At 43.7% G+C, this 20,439-nt stretch carries 15 protein-coding genes and 2 other annotated features; of the genes, 5 read left to right on the top strand and 10 right to left on the bottom strand.

What is annotated here, in order from left to right; genetic code table 11:
* Window positions 1–88: 88 nt before the first annotated feature.
* Window positions 89–1,966 (top strand): N-acetylmuramoyl-L-alanine amidase, encoded by a 1,878-nt coding sequence (locus C509_RS25210; RefSeq protein ID WP_018708335.1) that lies wholly within the window; start codon window positions 89–91, stop codon window positions 1,964–1,966.
* 119 nt (window positions 1,967–2,085) lie between these two features.
* Here C509_RS25210 and C509_RS0118030 read toward each other — a convergent pair whose 3' ends face one another.
* Both C509_RS0118030 and C509_RS0118025 read right to left on the bottom strand, forming a co-directional pair.
* On the bottom strand, window positions 2,086–3,153 hold the full coding sequence (locus tag C509_RS0118030; RefSeq protein WP_018708334.1) for a glycosyltransferase family 4 protein: 1,068 nt from the start codon (window positions 3,151–3,153) through the stop codon (window positions 2,086–2,088).
* Window positions 3,154–3,308: 155 nt separating this feature from the next.
* Window positions 3,309–4,031, bottom strand: coding sequence for a WecB/TagA/CpsF family glycosyltransferase (locus tag C509_RS0118025; RefSeq protein WP_018708333.1), 723 nt, complete (start codon window positions 4,029–4,031; stop codon window positions 3,309–3,311).
* Between the two features lie 294 nt (window positions 4,032–4,325).
* Here C509_RS0118025 and C509_RS26775 point away from each other — a divergent pair, with 294 nt between their 5' ends.
* Window positions 4,326–4,619: a hypothetical protein gene (locus C509_RS26775; RefSeq protein ID WP_211214292.1), complete on the top strand. Its 294-nt coding sequence runs from the start codon at window positions 4,326–4,328 to the stop codon at window positions 4,617–4,619.
* Here the strand turns inward: C509_RS26775 and C509_RS0118015 are convergent.
* A complete protein-coding gene (locus C509_RS0118015; RefSeq protein WP_018708331.1) occupies window positions 4,608–5,507 on the bottom strand; it encodes a LysR family transcriptional regulator in 900 nt (299 codons plus the stop codon). The two genes, C509_RS26775 and C509_RS0118015, sit on opposite strands and share 12 nt — an antisense overlap.
* 162 nt (window positions 5,508–5,669) lie before the next feature.
* Between C509_RS0118015 and C509_RS0118010 the strand changes: the two genes are divergently transcribed.
* Window positions 5,670–6,734 carry a YeiH family protein gene (locus C509_RS0118010; protein WP_018708330.1) on the top strand — a complete coding sequence of 355 codons (1,065 nt, stop codon included), beginning with the start codon at window positions 5,670–5,672 and terminating at the stop codon, window positions 6,732–6,734.
* Window positions 6,735–6,761: 27 nt separating this feature from the next.
* Here the strand turns inward: C509_RS0118010 and C509_RS26610 are convergent, their stop codons facing one another.
* The 5 genes from C509_RS26610 to C509_RS0117975 form a co-directional block, all read right to left on the bottom strand.
* Window positions 6,762–7,241 (bottom strand): hypothetical protein, encoded by a 480-nt coding sequence (locus tag C509_RS26610; protein WP_169509256.1) that lies wholly within the window; start codon window positions 7,239–7,241, stop codon window positions 6,762–6,764.
* A 745-nt stretch (window positions 7,242–7,986) separates the two neighbouring features.
* On the bottom strand, window positions 7,987–9,357 hold the full coding sequence (trpE, locus tag C509_RS0118000) for an anthranilate synthase component I (RefSeq protein WP_026319951.1): 1,371 nt from the start codon (window positions 9,355–9,357) through the stop codon (window positions 7,987–7,989).
* A 150-nt stretch (window positions 9,358–9,507) separates the two neighbouring features.
* Window positions 9,508–9,763: a binding site (T-box leader), on the bottom strand.
* A 42-nt stretch (window positions 9,764–9,805) separates the two neighbouring features.
* Window positions 9,806–10,046: a binding site (T-box leader), on the bottom strand.
* 76 nt (window positions 10,047–10,122) lie between these two features.
* Window positions 10,123–10,851: a DsbA family oxidoreductase gene (locus C509_RS0117985; RefSeq protein ID WP_018708325.1), complete on the bottom strand. Its 729-nt coding sequence runs from the start codon at window positions 10,849–10,851 to the stop codon at window positions 10,123–10,125.
* A 153-nt stretch (window positions 10,852–11,004) separates the two neighbouring features.
* The gene (pheA, locus tag C509_RS0117980) at window positions 11,005–11,826 is read right to left on the bottom strand and encodes a prephenate dehydratase (protein ID WP_018708324.1); all 822 of its coding nucleotides are present in this window, start codon (window positions 11,824–11,826) and stop codon (window positions 11,005–11,007) included.
* Between the two features lie 411 nt (window positions 11,827–12,237).
* A complete protein-coding gene (locus C509_RS0117975) occupies window positions 12,238–13,167 on the bottom strand; it encodes a manganese-dependent inorganic pyrophosphatase (RefSeq protein ID WP_018708323.1) in 930 nt (309 codons plus the stop codon).
* Window positions 13,168–13,264: 97 nt separating this feature from the next.
* Between C509_RS0117975 and C509_RS0117970 the strand changes: the two genes are divergently transcribed.
* Window positions 13,265–15,259 carry a penicillin-binding transpeptidase domain-containing protein gene (locus tag C509_RS0117970; RefSeq protein WP_018708322.1) on the top strand — a complete coding sequence of 665 codons (1,995 nt, stop codon included), beginning with the start codon at window positions 13,265–13,267 and terminating at the stop codon, window positions 15,257–15,259.
* A gap of 112 nt (window positions 15,260–15,371) precedes the next feature.
* Here C509_RS0117970 and C509_RS0117965 read toward each other — a convergent pair whose 3' ends face one another.
* Entirely contained in the window at window positions 15,372–16,211 is an 840-nt protein-coding gene (locus tag C509_RS0117965; RefSeq protein ID WP_018708321.1) for an SAM hydrolase/SAM-dependent halogenase family protein, read from the bottom strand.
* 175 nt (window positions 16,212–16,386) lie between these two features.
* Between C509_RS0117965 and C509_RS0117960 the strand changes: the two genes are divergently transcribed.
* The gene (locus C509_RS0117960; protein WP_018708320.1) at window positions 16,387–18,249 is read left to right on the top strand and encodes an alkaline phosphatase family protein; all 1,863 of its coding nucleotides are present in this window, start codon (window positions 16,387–16,389) and stop codon (window positions 18,247–18,249) included.
* 820 nt (window positions 18,250–19,069) lie between these two features.
* Here C509_RS0117960 and nadA read toward each other — a convergent pair.
* Window positions 19,070–20,176: a quinolinate synthase NadA gene (gene nadA / locus C509_RS0117940; RefSeq protein ID WP_018708316.1), complete on the bottom strand. Its 1,107-nt coding sequence runs from the start codon at window positions 20,174–20,176 to the stop codon at window positions 19,070–19,072.
* Window positions 20,177–20,439 lie beyond the last annotated feature (263 nt).

Genomic DNA, 20,439 nt, shown 5'->3' with positions numbered 1-20,439 from the left:
TTGCCGTCTTACGAGGCAAGAGTATGTAAGATGCGACGAACTCCGGTTCAGCTTTTTTCATAGATGACTAAACTGAAGGAGAGTATCAATGAAAAGGAAATTATTAGTGATTTTGATGGCAATGAGTTTAATTTTCGTTCCGCTTGTCCAATCAGCCAGTGCACAATCGTTTAAGAAAGTCGTCATCGACCCAGGACATGGAGGATCGGATTCAGGAGCAATCGGATACGGGCTGCGCGAAAAGGATCTCACCTTAAATATTTCCCAAAAAGTCAACCAAAATCTACTCAACCACTATGATGTTCATACGAAAATGACTCGTAATTCCGATGTTTACATATCATTGAAACAACGGACAGATCTTGCAAATGCCTGGGGAGCCAATCTGTTTCTTTCCATTCATATCAATGCTGGTGGTGGAACGGGCTATGAAGATTATACTCATAATAAAAATGCAACAGCAGAAGATAAAAAGGTCCAGGCTGCGATAAACAAAGAAATCAACAAAGTTCTGGAGAGTTATAAAAAGAAAAACCGTGGACAAAAACAGGCAAACTTTCACGTCTTGAGAGAATCAAAGATGACTTCCATATTACTGGAGATCCTTTTCATTGACAATAAATCAGATGCGGATTTATTAAAAAACGAAAGATTTCTAGAGGATGTAGCTGAAGCGATCTCTACAGGTGTGGCGAATGCAATGGCTTTGCCAACAAAGGGAAGTAGTGCAGATGGAAATTCCTCTGCCGATACTCCAGCCAAAGATAAAATTGCTGTTTCCAAAGCGAGTGGAACATACATTGTAATCGCAGATTCTCTTAATGTTCGAGCAGGTGACGGTACGAACTATCCATCAGTGGGTTCTTTAAAAAAGAACACCCAAGTGAAAGTAACAGGGAAAACCTCTAAAGGATGGTACCAGTTCACCTTTAAAGGAAAGCCGGCATATGTCAGCGGTGCCTATTTGAAAGTGAAACCTGCAGAGACTAAACCAGAAAACGAGCCCATTAAGGTTTCAAAAGCGAGCGGGACATATGTGGTAACGGCCAACTCTTTGAATGTACGTGTAGGGAACGGATCTCAGTACGCATCCCTGGGTGCTCTTAAAAAGAACAGTCAGGTGAAGATAACCGGTAAAACTTCTAACAATTGGTACAGAATCAGCTTTAAAGGCAAAACCGGCTATGTCAGTGGGGCTTATTTGAAACTCAAGACGGCTGCGGCCAAACCTGCTCCTAAGCCTGTCTCCAAACCAAAAAACGATTCAAATAAGGTCACTAAAGCGAGCGGGACATATATTGTAACAGCCAACTCTTTGAATGTACGTGCAGGAAACGGCTCTAAGTACGCTTCCCTGGGTGCTCTTAAAAAGAACAATCAAGTGAAGGTCACTGGTAAAACTTCTAACAATTGGTACAGAATCAGCTTTAAAGGGAAAACCGGCTATGTCAGTGGGGCTTATTTGAAACCTAAGACGGCTGCGGCCAAACCTGCTCCTAAGCCTGTCTCCAAACCAAAAAACAATTCAAATAAGGTCACTAAAGCGAGCGGGACATATGTTGTAACGGCCAACTCTTTGAATGTACGTGCAGGAAACGGGTCTAAGTACACCTCCTTGGGTGCTCTTAAAAAGAACAGTCAGGTGAAGGTCACTGGTAAAACCTCTAACAACTGGTACCGAATTACCTTTAAAGGGAAAACTGGCTATGTCAGCGGGGCCTATTTGAAACTCAAGACGGCTGCGGCTAAATCAAATGCTATCAAAGTTACCAAAGCCAATGGAAAATATAAAGTTACAGCAAGTAAGTTATACGTTCGCTTGGGCAATAACACAAATTATAAGTCCATCGGTTATTTGAAAAAGAATGCCAAAATCAATGTAACAGGAAAAACTTCAAACGGTTGGTACCGTATCAATCTTAAAGGTAAAGTCGGATATGTAAGTGGAAAATATTTAAAACGATAAAATGAGGCTATTTTGAAATTGGTTGGGCTAATAGTGAATGCTATTTGCCCAGCGCTTTTTTCAAATATGTAAGTCATAACAAAAAGAGCACGAGTTCGGATGAAATTCCACATCCGTTCTCAAGCTCTTTTTCTGCGTTCTATGCGTTCCGACTGTTTCCCTGCCATAAAGCGAAGGAGCGGTTTATAATCTTTGCTGACGAGTCCAACAATTTCTACAAATATTTCGATACCGAGGATCAATACTACAAGCAGGAGCAGTGACCCCCACACGGTCGACATTGAGAAAATAACCGCGGCAAGACTGAACATCACTGCGATTCCATAGATGAGCAGCACTGTCTGCCGGTGCGAAAATCCGGAATTCAGCAGGCGGTGGTGCAGATGGTATTGATCTGGCGCCAGCAAAGGTTTCTTATTGATCAACCTTCTTATAATTGCAAAGAAGGTGTCCGAAATAGGGACTCCCAGAATAATGACTGGAATAACCAATGAGAAAAAGGTGATATTTTTAAAACCGAGTAGTGATAGCAAAGCAATCATATAACCAAGGAATAAGGCTCCTGTATCGCCCATGAATATTTTTGCCGGATAGAAGTTATGGACCAAGAAGCCCAGTGTACTTCCTAAAATCATCATGGCGATGGTTAATACAAATAGGTCCCCTTGTAAAAAGGCCATAAAGCTGACCGTTATGAGCGCAATGGAGGATACACCTGCAGCTAGGCCATCCAGACCATCAATCAAATTGATCGCATTGGTGATTCCGACAATCCAAAGGATTGTAATAGGGATGCTTAAATAGCCGAATTGCAGTTCTCCTCCGAAGGGAAGGTTGATAAATTCCAAATCAAATCCACCGCTAATCGCAACCATTGCAGCAACGATTTGGCCAAGCAGCTTATATTTCGGGGAGATGTCATATATATCATCAAGTACTCCAGTGGCAATAATAATCAAACTGCCGATGACCAGATAAAACATATGAGGGTCCTGGGGTCTGAATATCAGGAGCCCGATCAGGAAACTGATATATATGGCCAAGCCGCCCAGTCTGGGCATCAAGGTTGTATGCACCTTCCTGTAATTCGGCTGATCCGTTATTTTATATTTGAGCGCAAGTTTTTTTACAAAAGGGGTAATGAGCACTGAGGCTAAAAAACAAAGTATTAAATATAAAAATCCCAACTTTGTACCCCTCCTTACTATACAGGATTGCTAAAAACCATCCGTTCTATCCAGTCCATATTCATGGAAAACATCCAAAATAAGGATTTGCTAGTTTGCTATATTTAAAATACATCATATCTCTATCTTATCCAGTTTTCAACTAAGTTTGGAATCTAATTTCTTGTCCGCAATATTTTTAAAATAAATAATGGAAGGAACGCCATCCTTTTCCACCTTTGCGGCTGTTTGATCAATCGATACAACCATTCGATGTTCAGCTTTCGCCAAAGTTCAGGTGCACGCTTAATTGTGCCGGACAGTACATCGAAACTGCCCCCCACTCCCATAAAAATTCCTTTTTGAAACAGATGATAGTTGTTGTGAATCCATCTTTCCTGTCTTGGGAATCCCAAGGCGACAAATACCATATCGGGAGACGATTCTTTAACCATAGAAACGACTTCTAAATCATTTTCTTCAAAAAAGCCATGATGACAGCCGGCAACTTGAATGCCGGGATAATCACGCTTTACATTGTCAATTGCTTTATTCAATACCTCTTCCCTGGCACCTAGAAAGAAAACCCTCAAGGATTCCTTATTCGCTAAATGAAGGAGGTCTTTCATCAAATCAAAGCCTGGAATTCTTTCTGGAAGCGGATTTTTTAATAGTTTGGCTCCCATAATGACACCAATGCCGTCAGGTATTATGTAATCTGCAGACTGAAGAGTCTTTTTATACTGCGGATCCCGCTGAGCATGCATTACGATTTCAGGGTTTGCCGTGACAATAAACGTTTTTTTGTTTTCCATTATCCGTTTTTCTAACGTATGGATTGTTTCCTTTTTGGTTGTATGATCAAACTCGATGCCGAGTACGTCCACTTTTTTTGACATTGTTTGCTCCATTATGAAAATCATCTGGACTGATGATTCATTATATCAGATTTTGCAAATAATTTGTTGATATTTTCTATAAGATCAACATTTATTATACCACGGTAGTCAATTATGAAGGTTAAAATATTATTTCAATTCTTTTTCAGCCGCTAGGCGCCCGCCATTAGGCTAATCAAACGTTTGATTAGTTTCATTTTTTGGATGTTTTTGTCGTTTTGAAGAGCAAACACTTCGGTGCATGTCCACCATGAAAATTTGGGATCCCTTGATGATGACATTATCTTTGTAAAGATGTATTGGTCACTTGATGGCAAAAAGTTGTTCGGGGCCCTTGATGACATCATCTCCGTAAAGATATTAGAGTCCCTTGTTGACATCATCTCCGTAAAGATATTAGAGTCCCTTGTTGACATCATCTCCGTAAAATTGTTCGGAACCCTTGATAACACCATCTCCGTGGATGTTCGGTCCTGTGAAATATTCGTGAACCATCTTCCCACTACATTCTGCACTGATTTTTCGAAAACTACTCATACTGTTCTTCTCAATGTGATGAGAGGGTGTGATACCCAATCACTGAGATAATGATCCACCATTTGAAGAGACTTCGCGGACAAACTCCAAAAAGGTATCCAATGCTTTTGTACGATACGGACTGGATGTAACGATAGAAAATAGCCTAATGAAAGGAAGCCCGTCGACCTCGATAATTTTTAACGTGCCCATGGCAAGTTCTTTTCTTATGGCCCATTGTGACAAGAGGCTGATACCAAGCCCTGCCTCGACTGATTCTTTAATAAGCTGAATGCTTCCGAATTCCATCATGTTCTGGGGTGAAATTTTCAAGGATTTGAACATATTGTCCGCTGCTTTTCTTGTCCCGGACCCGATTTCCCGGACAATCCATTTTTCTTTTACAAGGTCTTGCGGTGTTGCTTTTTTCTTTTTGACGAGTTGATGATCGGGAGATGCGACTATAAACATCTTGTCTTCGGCGAGCGGCTCGATCACCAGCTTATCATGCTGGAAATCCCCTTCCACGATCCCGACGTCCATTTGATGCTTCAAAACAAATTCAGCAATGTCGCGAGTGTTTCCTATGGAAATTGTGGGATTAACCAACGGATATTCCTCAAGCATGTTCGCAAGGATGTGAGGCAGGATGTATTCCCCGAAGGTATAACTTGCTCCAATCGCAAGCGGACCGCTCGTCTTATTCGTCAGGTCGTCGACAAGCCGTTGCATTTTGGTGTAAAGACCGAGAATCTCTTTTGCATGATCGTAAACGATCTCCCCCGCCTTGTTCAGTTTGACATATTTATTCGTCCGTTCCAGGAGCCGCGTCCCTACTTCCCGTTCCAACGCCTGAATGTACTGGCTTACTGCAGGCTGTGTCATATGGAGTTCTTGCGCAGCCCGTGAGAAATTTTTCTTTTCTGCCACCGCAATAAACACTTCCAGCTGCTGATCCATGCCTCAATCACTCCCTTATGGGATCTTCTTTTATGGGTCATCTCTTATGGGGTCTGACCCCTTTATGTGTTTTACTTATCATTACTATTATAATGATTTATTTTCCTTATACATGCAAATCACTTATTCTAACATTAAGAGAAGAATGGAAGGGTGAGTCATTTGGGCATATTAAGAGAAAAAAGGGATGATCAGGCAGCAGTGTATGAGAAAAAGGCAGCTCCATCACCTAAAAATCATTCAACCGGATTGTGGATCGGCGGAATAGCCTTTACCTTTTTTATTGCCTTTCTGGGCTTTTTGTTGGCGAAAGTTCCAGGCTTCAGTCTGGTAGGACAGATGGCATCAGCCATTATTATTGCGGTCATATACAGACAGTTGTTCGGATATCCCGAACCATTAAAAGCCGGAATCAATTTTTCGTCCAAGATATTGCTTCGGGCTGCGATCGTTTTATACGGATTGAAATTGAATATCCACACAGTGTTGGAAGACGGGATTGGGCTGCTCGTCCGTGATATCGGAATTATAATCGTTGCGATTTTATTAACTGTATGGCTTGCAAAAAAATTAAAGGCAAACCCGACTATTTCAATGCTGCTTGGGGTTGGAACTGGTGTATGTGGAGCGGCAGCCATCGCGGCTGTGGCACCTATAATCAAGGCGGAAGACGACGATACAGCAATCAGTGTCGGAATCATCGCTTTGATGGGAACCATTTTTGGAATAGCGTATACGATTCTACGGCCAATTTTGCCATTGACACCTGCTGAGTACGGCGCTTGGACAGGAATGAGCCTCCATGAAATCGCACATGTGGTACTTGCAGGAGCACCCGGGGGACAGGAAGCACTTGGAGTCGCGCTGTTGGCAAAGTTAGGACGCGTCTTCTTATTGGTTCCCCTCTGCTTCGTTTTAATGTATTGGATGAAACGGAAATCTGGAGCGGGTGAAGCGGATGGAACAAAAGTAGGATTCCCCATGTTTCTGCTTGGTTTCATTGCGATGAGCTTGATCGGCACATATGTAATCGGCTCTGTTGTGGTTGTTCCCGACGGTGTAATGGAGTTTATCGGAAGCATGACTACGTGGCTGCTGACTGCTGCGATGGTCGGGCTTGGTTTGAATGTCAACTTGCGGGATGTCCGGAAAAAAGCATTAAAGCCATTGATCGCCATGGGCGTGGCGTCGGTTGTATTGTCAGTGTTGGCGTTTGTAATGGTGTAAGGAGAGGGTTCAGCGGGGCTGAACCCTTTAATATTTTTCGCAATTTTGAAGAGTATCCTGACAAAGTGAAGAGTATTTTTGAATTTTGAAGAGTATCCCGGCAAAAGTGAAGAGTATTTTTGAATTTTGAAGAGTTTCCTGACAAAGTGAAGAGTATTTTTGATTTTTGAAGAGTATCCTGACAAAGTGAAGAGTATTTTTGAATTTTGAAGAGTATCCCGGTAAAAGTGAAGAGTATTTTTGATTTTTGAAGAGTTTCCTGACAAAGTGAAGAGTATTTTTGATTTTTGAAGAGTATCCTGACAAAGTGAAGAGTATTTTTGATTTTTGAAGAGTTTCCTGACAATGTGAAGAGTATTTCTGATTTCTGAATAGTATCCCGGTAAAAGTGAAGAGTATTTCTAAATTCCAAAGAGTATCCCGACAAAGTGAAAAGTATTTTCGATTTCTGAAGAGTATCTGAACAAAAATAAGAGTATTTCTAAATTCCGAAGAGTTTTCTGACAAAGTGAAGAGTATTTCCGATTTCCGAAGAGTATCCTGACAAAGTGAAGAGTATTTCTAAATTCCGAAGAGTATCCCGACAAAGTGAAGAGTATTTCTGATTTTTGAAGAGTATCCCGGTAAAAGTGAAGAGTATTTCTAAATTCCGAAGAGTTTCCTGACAAAGTGAAGAGTATTTCCGATTTCTGAAGAGTATCCCGGTAAAAGTGAAGAGTATTTCTAAATTCCAAAGAGTATCCCGACAAAGTGAAGAGTATTTTTGAATTTTGAAGAGTATCCGAACAAAGTTAAGAGTATTTCTGTTTTCTGAAGAGTATCCGAACAAAGTTAAGAGTATTTCTGTTTTCTGAAGAGTATCCTGACAAAGTGAAGAGTATTTCTGTTTTCTGAAGAGTATCCTGACAAAGTGAAGAGTATTTCCGATTTCCGAAGAGTATCCTGACAAAGTGAAGAGTATTTCTAAATTCCGAAGAGTATCCCGACAAAGTGAAGAGTATTTCTAAATTCCTAAGAGTATCCCGACAAAGTGAAGAGTATTTCTAAATTCCTAAGAGTATCCCGGTAAAAGTGAAGAGTATTTCTAAATTCCGAAGAGTATCCTAGTAAAAGTTAAGAGTATTTCCGATTTCCTAAGAGTATCCCGGTAAAAGTGAAGAGTATATTCCCAAAATCCAAAAAGTATCATGTAATAGTCCGCATACTCCTTCCCACCAAAATGGAAAGGAGCGGTTCCCACCGCTCCCTCCTATTACAACTGCCTCACCTTGAGGACTCCATTCGCCTTGTTGATCGTTTCTTTATATTCGAGTTCCACTTTTGAATCATGGACAATTCCAGCACCGGCCTGCAAATATGCACGGCTATTTTTGATTACAAGCGAGCGGATGGCGAGAGCGAAATCGACATCTCCATTTGCGTTAACGTACCCGAGTGCACCGGAGTAGACACCGCGCTTCACGTCTTCCAGTTCGTTGATGATTTGCATGGCGCGCACTTTTGGCGAACCGGACACGGTTCCTGCCGGAAGACATGCGATCAATGCGTCGAGACCGGTTTTTCCTTCAGCCAAGCTTCCTTCCAATTCGGAGACAATGTGCATCACATGACGATAGTATTCGATTTTCATTTCCTTTGTCACCTGGATTGTTTCAGGATCGCAGATTTTCTCCATGTCCTCGCGGCTCAAATCGATAAGCATTCGGTGTTCGGACAGTTCTTTTTCATCGGATAAAAGTTCCTCGGCAAGAGCCTTATCCTCTTCTTTCGTCCGCCCCCTTCGGCGTGTCCCCGCAATCGGGTTGGTGCTCATCTGCTGTCCTTTCGATTTGATGAAGCTTTCTGGCGATGCCCCTAACACAACGTATTCGCCAAAATCGACAAAGAACATATATGGCGACGGGTTGGAATTTCTGAGTACCCGATAAAAATGAAACGGATCGGCCTTCACTTCTCCGCTCATCCGCTGCGATAGAACCACTTGCTCTACTTCGCCGGACACGACGTGATCCTTCGCTTTTTGGATTCTGGCCATAAATTCATTTTTTTCAAGCTGCGGTTGAAACTTGATTTCGCACGCAGACAAGGTTTCATCCACTTTCCCTTGAAAGATCTGCCCCTCGATTTCCGTTACACGTTTTTCAAGCTGCTCTTCCTTCCGTTTTCCATCCAAGTCGATGGCCAGGATGTAGATGGTCTGGGCCAAGTGGTCGAACACAATGACATCTTCGTAGATTAGAAAATGAATGTCTGGCATCCCGATTTCATCTTCTAGAATTACTCCAATGTCAGCATATTGCCGGATGGCATCATACCCAACATAGCCGACGGCTCCTCCATAAAAAGGAAACGGCAGATCAGTTTCTATTTTGGGCATGACGTTCTGTATTGTTTTGAGCGGCAGCCCCTTCTCTTCCAGCAACACCTTGCCGTCTGCAGTAACGACCTTCGCAACTGCACCTTCACCCGTGATTTCCTTAATCGGATTCACCCCAATGAACGAATAACGCCCCTGCTCATTATGTTTAAGCGAGCTTTCCAATAAAAACTTCTTTTTCCCCTCCAGACGTAAAAAGACGGTGATCGGCGTTAACACATCTGCATTTAACTTTATCATTTTCATATTTACATTTTTTACAGTTGAGGTCATAATCCACTTTCCTTTCTTTTTAATTTCACTTGGGGTCTGACCCCCAGTGTATTAACGCGTTACTGCATTGAGGGGACAGACCCCCCCAATGAAAAAAGCCCCCGAACAAGCAAAGTTTGCTTGCTCGAGGGCGATGATAACCGCGGTGCCACCTCGTATTGGAGAATGAATTCTCTCCATCTTATTCAGACACGGGAAATTTGCCCATACTTTTCCGATGTCCTATCCATATAACGGTGGAATTCCGTGTTTCCCTACTGTCATTCAGAAAACAGCTCGCAAGCCCATTCTGGCCGACCTTTGCCACCGGATTCACACCACCACCGGCTCTCTGATTGCAAAAAATTTCGGCCATACTCCTCTTGCTCAACGCGATTGCTATATGATGTTTTTACTGCAAAAGACAAAAAGGCCCCTCATCCGAAAGGACGAGGGACCGCGGTGCCACCTTTTTTAGCTTTTAAAAAGCTCTCTCTTCACGCACAAGACTTCTATGCATGTTCCCTTTTAACGATGGGATGTTCGTCAAAGCCTACTGCTGTCTGATCAGGTTCGGTTTGAAAGCTCGGAAGCCCATTCCCCTGACGCTCCACACTGGTTTGCACCAACCACCAGTTCTCTAAGGTTTCACGGAGGGTACTCTTCTTCGTCAACGCTCGATTTACGAAAGTTCATTTTGATTGTATTTGATATTATAAAAATTCTGCCATAATGTCAACATGTTTTTAAAGAAAAATTTTATTTTTGATCAGGGAGGTCGCAACTCCCATCTGCGCAAGCACCGCCTTGCGGATTATCTCCGGAAAGATCCTGAAGCACGGTTCCTGACTGCTCCTCCTGCCACACTTTTTCAAGCGCGCTCAGAAAAGTTTCGGTCGGCTGGGCACCGGAAATACCATATTTTTGATTAATAACGAAAAAAGGGACGCCGCGCACGCCCATTTGCTGAGCGGCCTGTTCATCTCTGCGAACTTCATCGGCCAAGGCTTCCTCATCGGCTAAAAAAGCCAATGCTTCGTTACGGTCGATTCCTGCTTCCGCGGCTATATCGGCAAGAATCCTATGGTCGCCAAGATGCTTTGACTCCGTAAAATAGGCTTGCAGCAGTTTTTCGGTCAACTCTTTGTCCTTGTTTTGTGTTTTGGCAAAATGGGTCAGGCGGTGGGCATCAAATGTGTTTGTCGGGATCATCGTATCAAAATTGAATGTAAGACCAACTTCCGCTGCCTGCTGACGAATCCCCTCATTCATTCTTTTAGCCTCGTCCACGCTTACTCCATACTTACCTGCAATGATTTCATGAATGCTTTGGCCAATATCGCGCGGTGTGTTTGGATCCAATTCATAACTATTAAAAAGAACCTCCACCTCATCTTTGTGTGCGAACTTTTCCAAAGCCATCTCTAAACGTCGCTTCCCAATATAGCAAAACGGACAAACATAATCCGACCAAACTTCAATTTTCATGTCGAGCACCCCATTTTATAAAATTTCCTTGGCGGAACTTACAAAAAGGTTATACCAAATAAACCGGGGCCACAATCTTTTTGCTTTGGCGGACATGAAAGCCCGGATGCCCCAAAGAATACCCCTTTTGACATGAAATCCGAATTGAAAAAATTACAATTTCTTCGCGTCAAAGCTTCCAAGTATGCGTACATCATGGCCATATGTTCTTAAAATGGTGATGGCCTTCTGCATGTGGACTTCTTGCACACCCATCCGCGCTTCAATAAAAAAGCGGTATGTTCCAAGTTTTTTCTTGGTCGGACGTGATTCAATCCATGACAAGTTGATATCGAGTGATGAAAAGACATTCAAAATGATCGCGAGCAAACCAGGCCTATCTTCTCCGGGTGTAATGAGCAGCATCGATTTGGACGCCTCCGGAATCTCGGGCTTTTCATTCGTCACGATGAGAAATCTTGTTGAATTCCCCTCAAAATCCTGGATATTCCTTTTTGCCATTTCAAGTCCAAATGTTTTTGCTGCCAGTTCCGATGCGATGGCACCAACGTTTTTATCATTGGCTTTAACGAGCGATTCCGCTGCGTTCGCCGTACTACTGAAATGTTTTGTCTTCGCCTGCAGCTTCCTTGTAAAGTCTCTGCATTGTGCAAGAGCAGGGCCTATCGACCAGATTTCACGGATATCGTCTACATCCGCCCCTTCGACTGTCAGCAAATGAAGGGCAATCGGCAAAATCGCCTCCCCTTCGATCCATACATCATAATTGACCAATCCGTCCGTTGTCATCGTGATCGTGCCTTCGATCGCATTTTCGATGGGTACAATCCCCTTATTGACTTCACGTTCTGCCACCGCTTCAAGCACATCGACAATCCCATCGTACATCACTAGCTCAGTACCATTCGGCGGAAAAAAACGTAATGCGGCTTCCTCTGAAAAAGTCCCCTTTGGACCTAAATACGCAACTTTCAAAATATATGCTCCTTTAATTACAAAATTTATTCCTTGTGCCTTTTATAAAAGTCATCGTTTGAATTTGAAAAAGTCGGATTATAGAGATCAGATCATTCGGTCCAGGTCCAGATTTATTCTTATTCTTGTGGATCATATCTCCACTTACTATCCGAACTCAGATCGGATTCCACACGTGTTGGTTCCTATCCTCACCAAACATCGTATCCCACAGTGAGTTCAGAACTTATCACAATGAATCCGGATCATCCCCCACTGAGCTTAAGTCTATGAGTCTACCAAACCGAACTCATACCCCGTGATTGAGATTGTAACCTTCTGAATTGGGCTCGCATTTCCCGCCCCATATCAAATAAAACCTTCCCTATCCGAAAGAAGTTCCGGCATGCAGCCGGAACTTTCCGCTTTTCCTTATTTGCTTAGTGCTTCTGTCAATGTTGGGACGATCTGTTTCTTGCGGGAGACGACACCTTTCAGTACGCATTGGTTTTGATCCAATGAGACATTGAATGCCTGCTCGACGCTTTTTGCCGCTCTTCCGTGGGCGATTGCCGTTGAGTCGTTTGTTAGAATATCAGTGACAACGAACAGGAACAAGTCCAATCCTCTATCTTCAACTGCACGCTCCAATGCTTCTTCGATTTCGGCTTTTCGTGCAAGGACGTCTTCGACTCCAATGGCATTCACCTGGGCGATTTCCACTTTTGCCTGTCCCATTTGGAATGGCTTTGCATCCAAGGACAGCAGTTCCTCCGCAGTTTTATCGCTGATGTCTGCTCCCGCTTTCAGCATGTCCATTCCATATTCTTCAGGATTTACGCCGGCAATTTCAGCAAGCTCGCGGGCAGCCTGAACGTCACGTTCTGTGCATGTCGGAGACTTGAAAAGAAGCGAGTCTGAAATAATGGCAGACAATGCAAGTCCCGCAATGTCTTTTTCAATTTCCACGCCGTTTTCTTCATACATTCTTTTTAAAATGGTTGCCGTGCATCCGACCGGCTCCGCACGGAAGTAGAGCGGGTCGCTTGTTTCGAAATTAGCGATCCGGTGATGGTCGATAACTTCCATAACTTGGACTTTCTCAATATCATCCGCGCTCTGCTGGCGTTCGTTGTGGTCGACCAGGATGACTTTGTCCACTTCATTCGACACTGTGCTCACCTCACGCGGAGCTGCCACGTTAAAGTGTTTGAGTGCGTATTCCGTTTCGCCATTGATCTCTCCAAGACGGACCGCTTCCACGTTTTCACCCAATTTAGTTTTTAAATCAGCATAGACAAGCGCTGAACAAATGGAATCTGTATCAGGATTTTTATGGCCAAAAATGAGAATTTTTTCCATGACTCTACTCCTTGTTTTCTGATGGTTTTTTATGATAACTATTTTAACATATCGAGGTATCTTAGTGGTAAAATGACAAAGTGAGGAGGACATACATATGAAAAAATGGATTGGAATTTTGTTTTTTCTGCTTATTGCATTGTTGGTTGCCGGCTGCAACAAGGAGCCGAAGCCGGAAGATCGTTTCACTGGCTATGTAAAAGAGTGGAACGAACAGAACTTTGACAAGATGTACGATTATCTTTCGGAAGAGGCACAGAAAAAAGTTTCAAAGAAAGATTTCACAGATAGATATGAAAAAATTTATAGCGACCTGGAGCTCAAGGATGTAAAAGTCGATTTTAAAGCTCCTGAAGAAGTCAAAGAAAAAGATGGCGTGGTCGAATTTCCATTCCACGTAAAAATGGACAGCCTTGCGGGTGAAATCGCATTTGACCATACCGCTGTACTGAAAAAAGAAGAACGGGACGACACTAAAAACTGGTTCGTGAATTGGGATACGACCTTTATTTTTCCAGAGCTGGAAGAAGGCGATAAAATCAGCCTCCCTACTACTCCTGCCAAACGTGGCGATATCGTGGATAAAAATGGAGCAGAGCTTGCTGTGACTGGGAAAGTGACCGAAATCGGCATTATCCCCGGAGAGATGGGCGACGATGAGGAGGAAATTATTAAGAAGGTTTCCGACCTGCTCGAATTGAGCGAGGAGAAAATTAAAAATGAATTGTCTGCATCTTGGGTTCAGCCGGAACATTTTGTACCGCTCAAGAAAATCCCGGGTGATGACAATAAAATATTGGAAAAAGCGACAGCCATCCCCTCTGTCAACAACCGCTCAGTCGAAGCAAGAGTATACCCTCTCGGTGAAGCGGCTGCCCATTTGATCGGATATGTAGGTCCGATTACAGCTGAAGAACTGAAAAAAGCGGGTGGCGGCTACCAAGCCTCGGATGTGATTGGCAAAAGAGGATTGGAACAGGTTTTTGAAAAGAAATTAAAAGGTGAAAATGGCGTCAAAATTGTCATCAATAAAAAAGATGGTACGGAAGAGGTATTGGCAGAAAAAGAAGTCAAAGACGGGGAAGTTGTCAAGTTGACGATTGACGCTGCTGTTCAGATTGAAATTTTTAACGAATTAAAAGGTGAAGCGGGCACAGCTGCTGCGCTTAATCCGGTAAGCGGCGAAACACTCGCATTGGTGAGCAGCCCAAGCTTTGATCCGAACGTCCTGTCTTTAGGTGCGACGGCGAAAGATTGGGAAAGGCTCGATAAAGACAAGAAGAAGCCACTTCTGACAAGATTCAAAAATGGCTATGCCCCAGGTTCTGTAATGAAGCCGATCACGACGGCGATTGCACTGGAAGCGGGCGCGGTGGATTGGAAGAAGACCTACGATATAAAGGGGTTATCCTGGCAGAAGGATTCCTCTTGGGGTGGCTATTCCGTGACAAGGGTCAGCGATACAAATGGACCTGTCGATCTGGAAAAGGCGCTTGTGCTTTCGGACAATATTTACTTTGCTAGAGCAGCATTGGACCTTGGGAAGGATAAGTTCGTAGCAGGATTGAAGGCGTTCGGATTCGAAGAGGATATCCCAGATTATGCTTACCCGCTGGAAAAATCAAAGATCGGTGACATTGATTCGGATATTGCGCTGGCGGACTCGGCTTACGGGCAGGGACAGATTGAAATGAACATCCTCCATTTGGCGACTGCGTATACGCCGCTTGTTAATAAAGGAAATATGATCAAGCCTTTTCTGGTAAAGGATGATAAGGACAGTGCCGTCTGGAAAGAAAGCGTCATGAGCGAAAAAACGGCTGCCGACATCCAGAATGCTTTGTTAAAAGTGGTGGAGGATCCAAAAGGAACAGCACGGGAAGCCCGGATAGAGGGCAGGCGGATTGCCGGAAAGACCGGTACGGCAGAACTGAAGGTAAAACAAGGTGAAAAAGGAAAAGAGAATGGCTTTTTCGTCGCATACGATAAGGATAAACCGGATATGCTCGTGGCCATGATGGTTGAGGACGTACTGGGCCGTGGCGGCTCGAAGCCGGCGGTGGATAGAGTGAAAAAGGTATTTGAGAAATAAGCAAGGAAAGAGGGCAGCCCCGGAGGGCTGCCCTCTTTTAGGGGTCTGACCCCCACTGCGTTAATGTGTTACTGCTTTAATGAATGTGCTGTGGCTCAGACCCCGCGATTTTTTAAGATTTTTTAATAAAAACTTTCCAATCGACACCTGTGCCGATTTTATATTTTTTCGCGAAGGATTGCTGGTTGATGGCAACTGCGATGTTGTCTAGCGAGTTGATATAAATAAGCGACTCTCCTTTTTCAGTGGCTGCGAATGACCTCCCGTAAACCATCTCCTGCTCGAACACGATAGCGGATTCGTGTTTGATGGTGACTTTTACTAAATTACCATACTGAACCTGCAAATCAGCGAGCTGCAAGCGGCTGATGTTAGTCCAAACATTTCCATAGCGCACATCGAGCACATCGATGATTCCATGCAACACATCATCCTCCATAAAAGCGTCCATTGAAGGAAGCTTGATGAGCTGATCTACATCAAGAAGCGGTCCCACCTGTTCAAAATTGATAAGTCCCGCTGCCAGGCGAGCGCCTGTATAGGCATAAATATCGCGGCCATGAAACGTATGGGAGGCGCCTGAGTTTGGCAGGCGGTTGACGGTTTCATCGATCAGCCTCATCTCTGTGATCCCGATTTCTTTATTTACATGCGTAAGCGTCCCATTATCAGGTGTGACGATGAAATGATTGGACGCAGTACGAGCGACAACGCTGCGGCGGTCGGTGCCAACTCCCGGATCAACGACAGAGACAAAGACCGAATTCTGCGGCCAATAGGCAATTGTCTGCAGCAGCCGGTAGGAACCTTCCCATATATCAAACGGGGGGATTTCATGTGTCAAATTATAAATTTTCAGATCCTGGTCCACGCAATTCGCCACGCCGCACATGGCACTGACCGCCCCGTCACCCAAGCCAAAATCCGATTGAAGTATTAAAGGGTTGCCCACCGTCTTCTTCCTCTCTTATATGAATTTTTCAAAAAATGACTGTTGGAAAAATATTGATACAAATAATACGCTATCTTAATACACACAAAGGTATTTGTCAAAGTTCTCTGTTAGTTTTATGTGAATTTGAAAGGGGAATAACACTGTAAAAGCAACTGAGAGCCAGGTGAATGAAATGAACAAACGGGCACTTTTTATATTTATTTTATGTATGATGATCTTTCCTTCCATTACATCAGCCGAGACTCAGGTGGTTGTGTCTTTTGACGGAATGCGTCATGACTTTTTAGAAGATTTTATGAAACAAGGCTTCATGCCTCACTTTAAAAAAGTGGCTGAGAAAGGAATGTATGCCGAAAATATAGAAACGGTTTTTCCCTCTTTGACTTCTTCCTCCCATGCAGCGATTGCAACCGGAGTACCTCCTTCTGAAACTGGCATGGTCAGCAATGAAATCCACAAGCGAGGCAAAAAATTATGGTTTCGGGACAACGCGTTCTATTCAGCGCTTGATTCAGAGCCGATCTGGTCAGAAATACGCAAAGATGGAAAGACGACGGCCACCATTCTTTTTCCAGGCTCAAATCCCATGTACGGACATCAGGCTGATTACGCTGTCTATTATGGTAAAACATTCGCGGAAAGCAATTTAGTTCCACTTCGTTTAATTGATAATAAAGCAGAATTTACTATATTCAAAAATCAAAAAGTCTATATTCGGGCGGCCGGTGCCAACACTTTTAATTTATCACTTGACCCGGAGATGAAGGAAGCGGAAGAGGTTAGCTTGAATGAATGGGGATCTCTCTCCTTTCTTAGCGATGACGGGGATTTGGCGGGTTTTTCTTTTAAACTGACATCTTCTAAAACGGATTTGTCCGATGTTAAGCTTTATCATACAGCTGTAACAACAGCCGAAATTGCCGGCCCTCCCGGTTTTAAGAAAGAGATCAATGAAAAGTTCGGTTTTTTTCCAATGCAGGATGATGATATTGCGCTTGCTAAAAATTGGATCACACGCGAGGAATACGAGGAAATCAGCGAGCGATTCGCACAGTGGACAACAGATGTATCATTATATATCAAAAAGAAATACAAGCCGGATTTACTCTTTTTTTACTATCCGCAAGTCGATCATGAATCGCACAAGTACTTGCTTACAGATCCGCGTCAGCCAGGCTATTCAGAGGAACGATCGAAAGAATATCTGCAATATATCCGCTGGTCATACCATTTGGCCGACAACATGCTTGGAAAGGTTCTTCCGAGGCTGGGGGCGAAAGATCGCATTTTCCTCATTTCCGACCACGGTATGGAGCCAGTACATTCGAAGCTGTCCCCCAATGAGGAGTTAGAGAAGGCAGGCCTCCTCGTACTGGGAAAAAACGGGAAAGTTGACGAAAAAAAATCAAAAGCTTTTGCCGTTGCGAGCGGCTCCATTGCGCATGTGTATATCAACCTGCGAGGTCGGGAAAAAAATGGGATCGTCAGAAAAGATGAATATGAAGCAGTCCGGCGGGATATCGTCAAGATTTTTGAAGAAGCGGAAGTCAACAAAAAGCATTTCCCCCGCCAGGATTATGCATACTATGGATTCGCCAGATGGTGGGACAAGCTTGTTCATGAAAAAGGAAATATTTCCGGTGCAGTCAGCGCTGTTAAAGAGGCATTCCGCTTAGCCACTGAGAAAAAGATCAAGCCCTATGAGGATGTGCTCGTTACCGGCCGCAGACGAACAAATAAAGCCGACCACGAAAACGCCGGAGATATCCTGTTGGTGGCAAAAAAAGGATACTATATGACCCAGAATGATGAGGCTGAAGTCATGCAGCCTGATGAGCTTGGAAACCATGGCGGCGACCCATCGAGACCGGAATTGTTTCCGATTTTTATCGCGGCTGGTAATGGAATTTCTGAAGGTACTATCGAAACTCCCGTTTCCACACTGGATATCGCTCCAACGCTGTACGAACTGATCGGCGTCAAGCAGCCGAGTTTTGTGAAAGGGAAGGCGATTCGAGAGTTGGTGAGTGAGTAGGGATAAATCTGGTTAGGTCCAGCTATTGTGTGACGCCTTATGGTAAAATCTGTGATTTTAAAGGCAAGATTGTAATACAGCTGGAATGTAGAAAGGGTGTTCAAAAAGTCACCAATCGATAAGCGCGAATCTCTTCAATGGCTTGTTTCTTTAAAAGCATACATTGAACTGCCTTTTTGCTTCTAATTTGGCAACTTTTTGAACTCGCATTCCTGCCTCATTTTGGGTTTTAAATAAAACCCTGGTTTGCACTTCGGCTGCCCTTTGGATGAAAACCTGGTTTGCTTTTCCGGCTGCCCTTTGGATGAAAAACCTAGTTTGCATTTCCATCTACACTTTGGATGAAAACCTGGTTTCCCTTTCCGGCTGCCCTTTGGATGAAAACCTGGTTTGCTTTTCCGGCTGCCCTTTGGATGAAAAACCTAGTTTGCATTTCCGTCTGCCCTTTGGATGAAAACCTGGTTTGCTTTTCCATCTGCGTTTTTAATTGTTAGTTCTGCGAGCGGTTGATCTGCCTTTCTTTTTTTTCTGTTCATCCGGTCGCTTGCCGTTTCCGTTTCTTGGTTCTCTGTGTGCTTCTGAGTCTTTCACCATATTATTACCTCCGATGTCACTTTAGTTTTACAGCATCCGGTATTATCATGACCGAAATATGTTCGATTATTCTTGTGATAGCAAACGTTAAGACGGCTTTCCCCAATTGCTTTCTTCCGTATTTCCAGCATGGCCGCATAAAGTAAAAATACATGGCTCAAGTTGCTTAATTCCGAAAGGGCCGTCCCTTAATAAAAAACGCCTCCCGGCGCTTTTTCAATTAACCTTATGAAAGTTCCAACATACGCCCCAGCGCCAGCTTTGCAAATTTTGCCGTTTTATCATCTACTTCGATTACGTTGTGCTCCTCACCTTCTGCGATCGTTTCGAGACACCAAACAAGATGCGGCAAGTCGATCCGGTTCATCGTCAAACACGGGCACATATGAGGGTTTAACGAAATTATGTGTTTGTCAGGATGATTTTGAACCAATCGATTCACGAGATTCATCTCCGTTCCAATTGCCCAGGCTGATCTCGGTTCCGCATTTTCAATCACTTTGATTATATAGCTTGTCGACCCATTCATATCCGAAAGTGCCACGACTTCACGTGAACATTCTGGGTGGACAAGTATTTTCATTTCAGGATACTTGCTCCGAACGTCCTCGATATTCTTCACTGTAAAATTTTCATGTACAGAGCAATGTCCTTTCCAGAGCAGAACTTTCACTTTCTCAGCCGGCCCGTCGAACTCCAGTTCATCCGTGATCGGGTTCCAGACAGCCATTTCATCCAGGCCAACGCCCAAGTTATGCGCAGTGTTTCGCCCGAGATGCTGGTCTGGCAAAAACAAAATTCTTTCTTTTTGCTCGAACGCCCACCGAACCATTTCTTCAGCGTTGGATGATGTGACAGTTGCACCGCCATTTTCACCGACGAACGACTTGATGGCAGCGGTCGAATTGACGTAAGTGAGCGGCAAAATTGTATCTCCGAATTTGTCAGTCAGCTTTTTCCACGCCCGTTCGGTCTGATAAATATCAGCCATGTCCGCCATTGAACAACCCGCCCGCATGTCCGGCAGATATACTTTTTGCTCTTTCCTGGTCAGGATGTCTGCGGTTTCCGCCATAAAATGAACCCCGCAAAACACGATACGCTCTGCCTCCTTATTCTTTTCACAAAGCTGTGCAAGCTGGAGCGAATCGCCAGTTGCATCGGCGAACTGGATAATCTCGTCCTTTTGATAGTGGTGACCTGGAATAAAAAGCTTGCTTCCAAGCGCTGCCTTTACAGCACGCACCCTCCCCTCCAACTCCTCCGTTGGCATATTGCGATATTTTTCAGGCAGCACATTCGTCTTCATTTCCCACATTTGAAAAATACTCATACCCTATCATCCTCCTTCAATCCCTTGAATATTTACCTATTCTCCATATTTCATAGAATTTTAAATCCAATAGCCGTCTGAACTAGGAGTACGCCTCTCTTTAGTACAAATTCTTTGACTTATTTTGTTGTTGGCAGTTGTCATCGTCCCGTGTATCGGATTAACCAATAGTATTCTTGGTTGTGAATAGGGCTTAATGGCAAACAGATTCATGGTGACCTATCAGCGAACTTCTGTGAAATTGGGCACTTTTACGCTCGATT

This window comes from Siminovitchia fordii DSM 16014 = CIP 108821 (assembly GCF_000374565.1).
GTDB classification, from domain to species: Bacteria; Bacillota; Bacilli; order Bacillales; family Bacillaceae_C; genus Siminovitchia; species Siminovitchia fordii.
The sequence above is the reverse complement of the archived record's forward strand: the minus strand, read 5'-3'. Positions and strand labels throughout refer to the sequence as shown.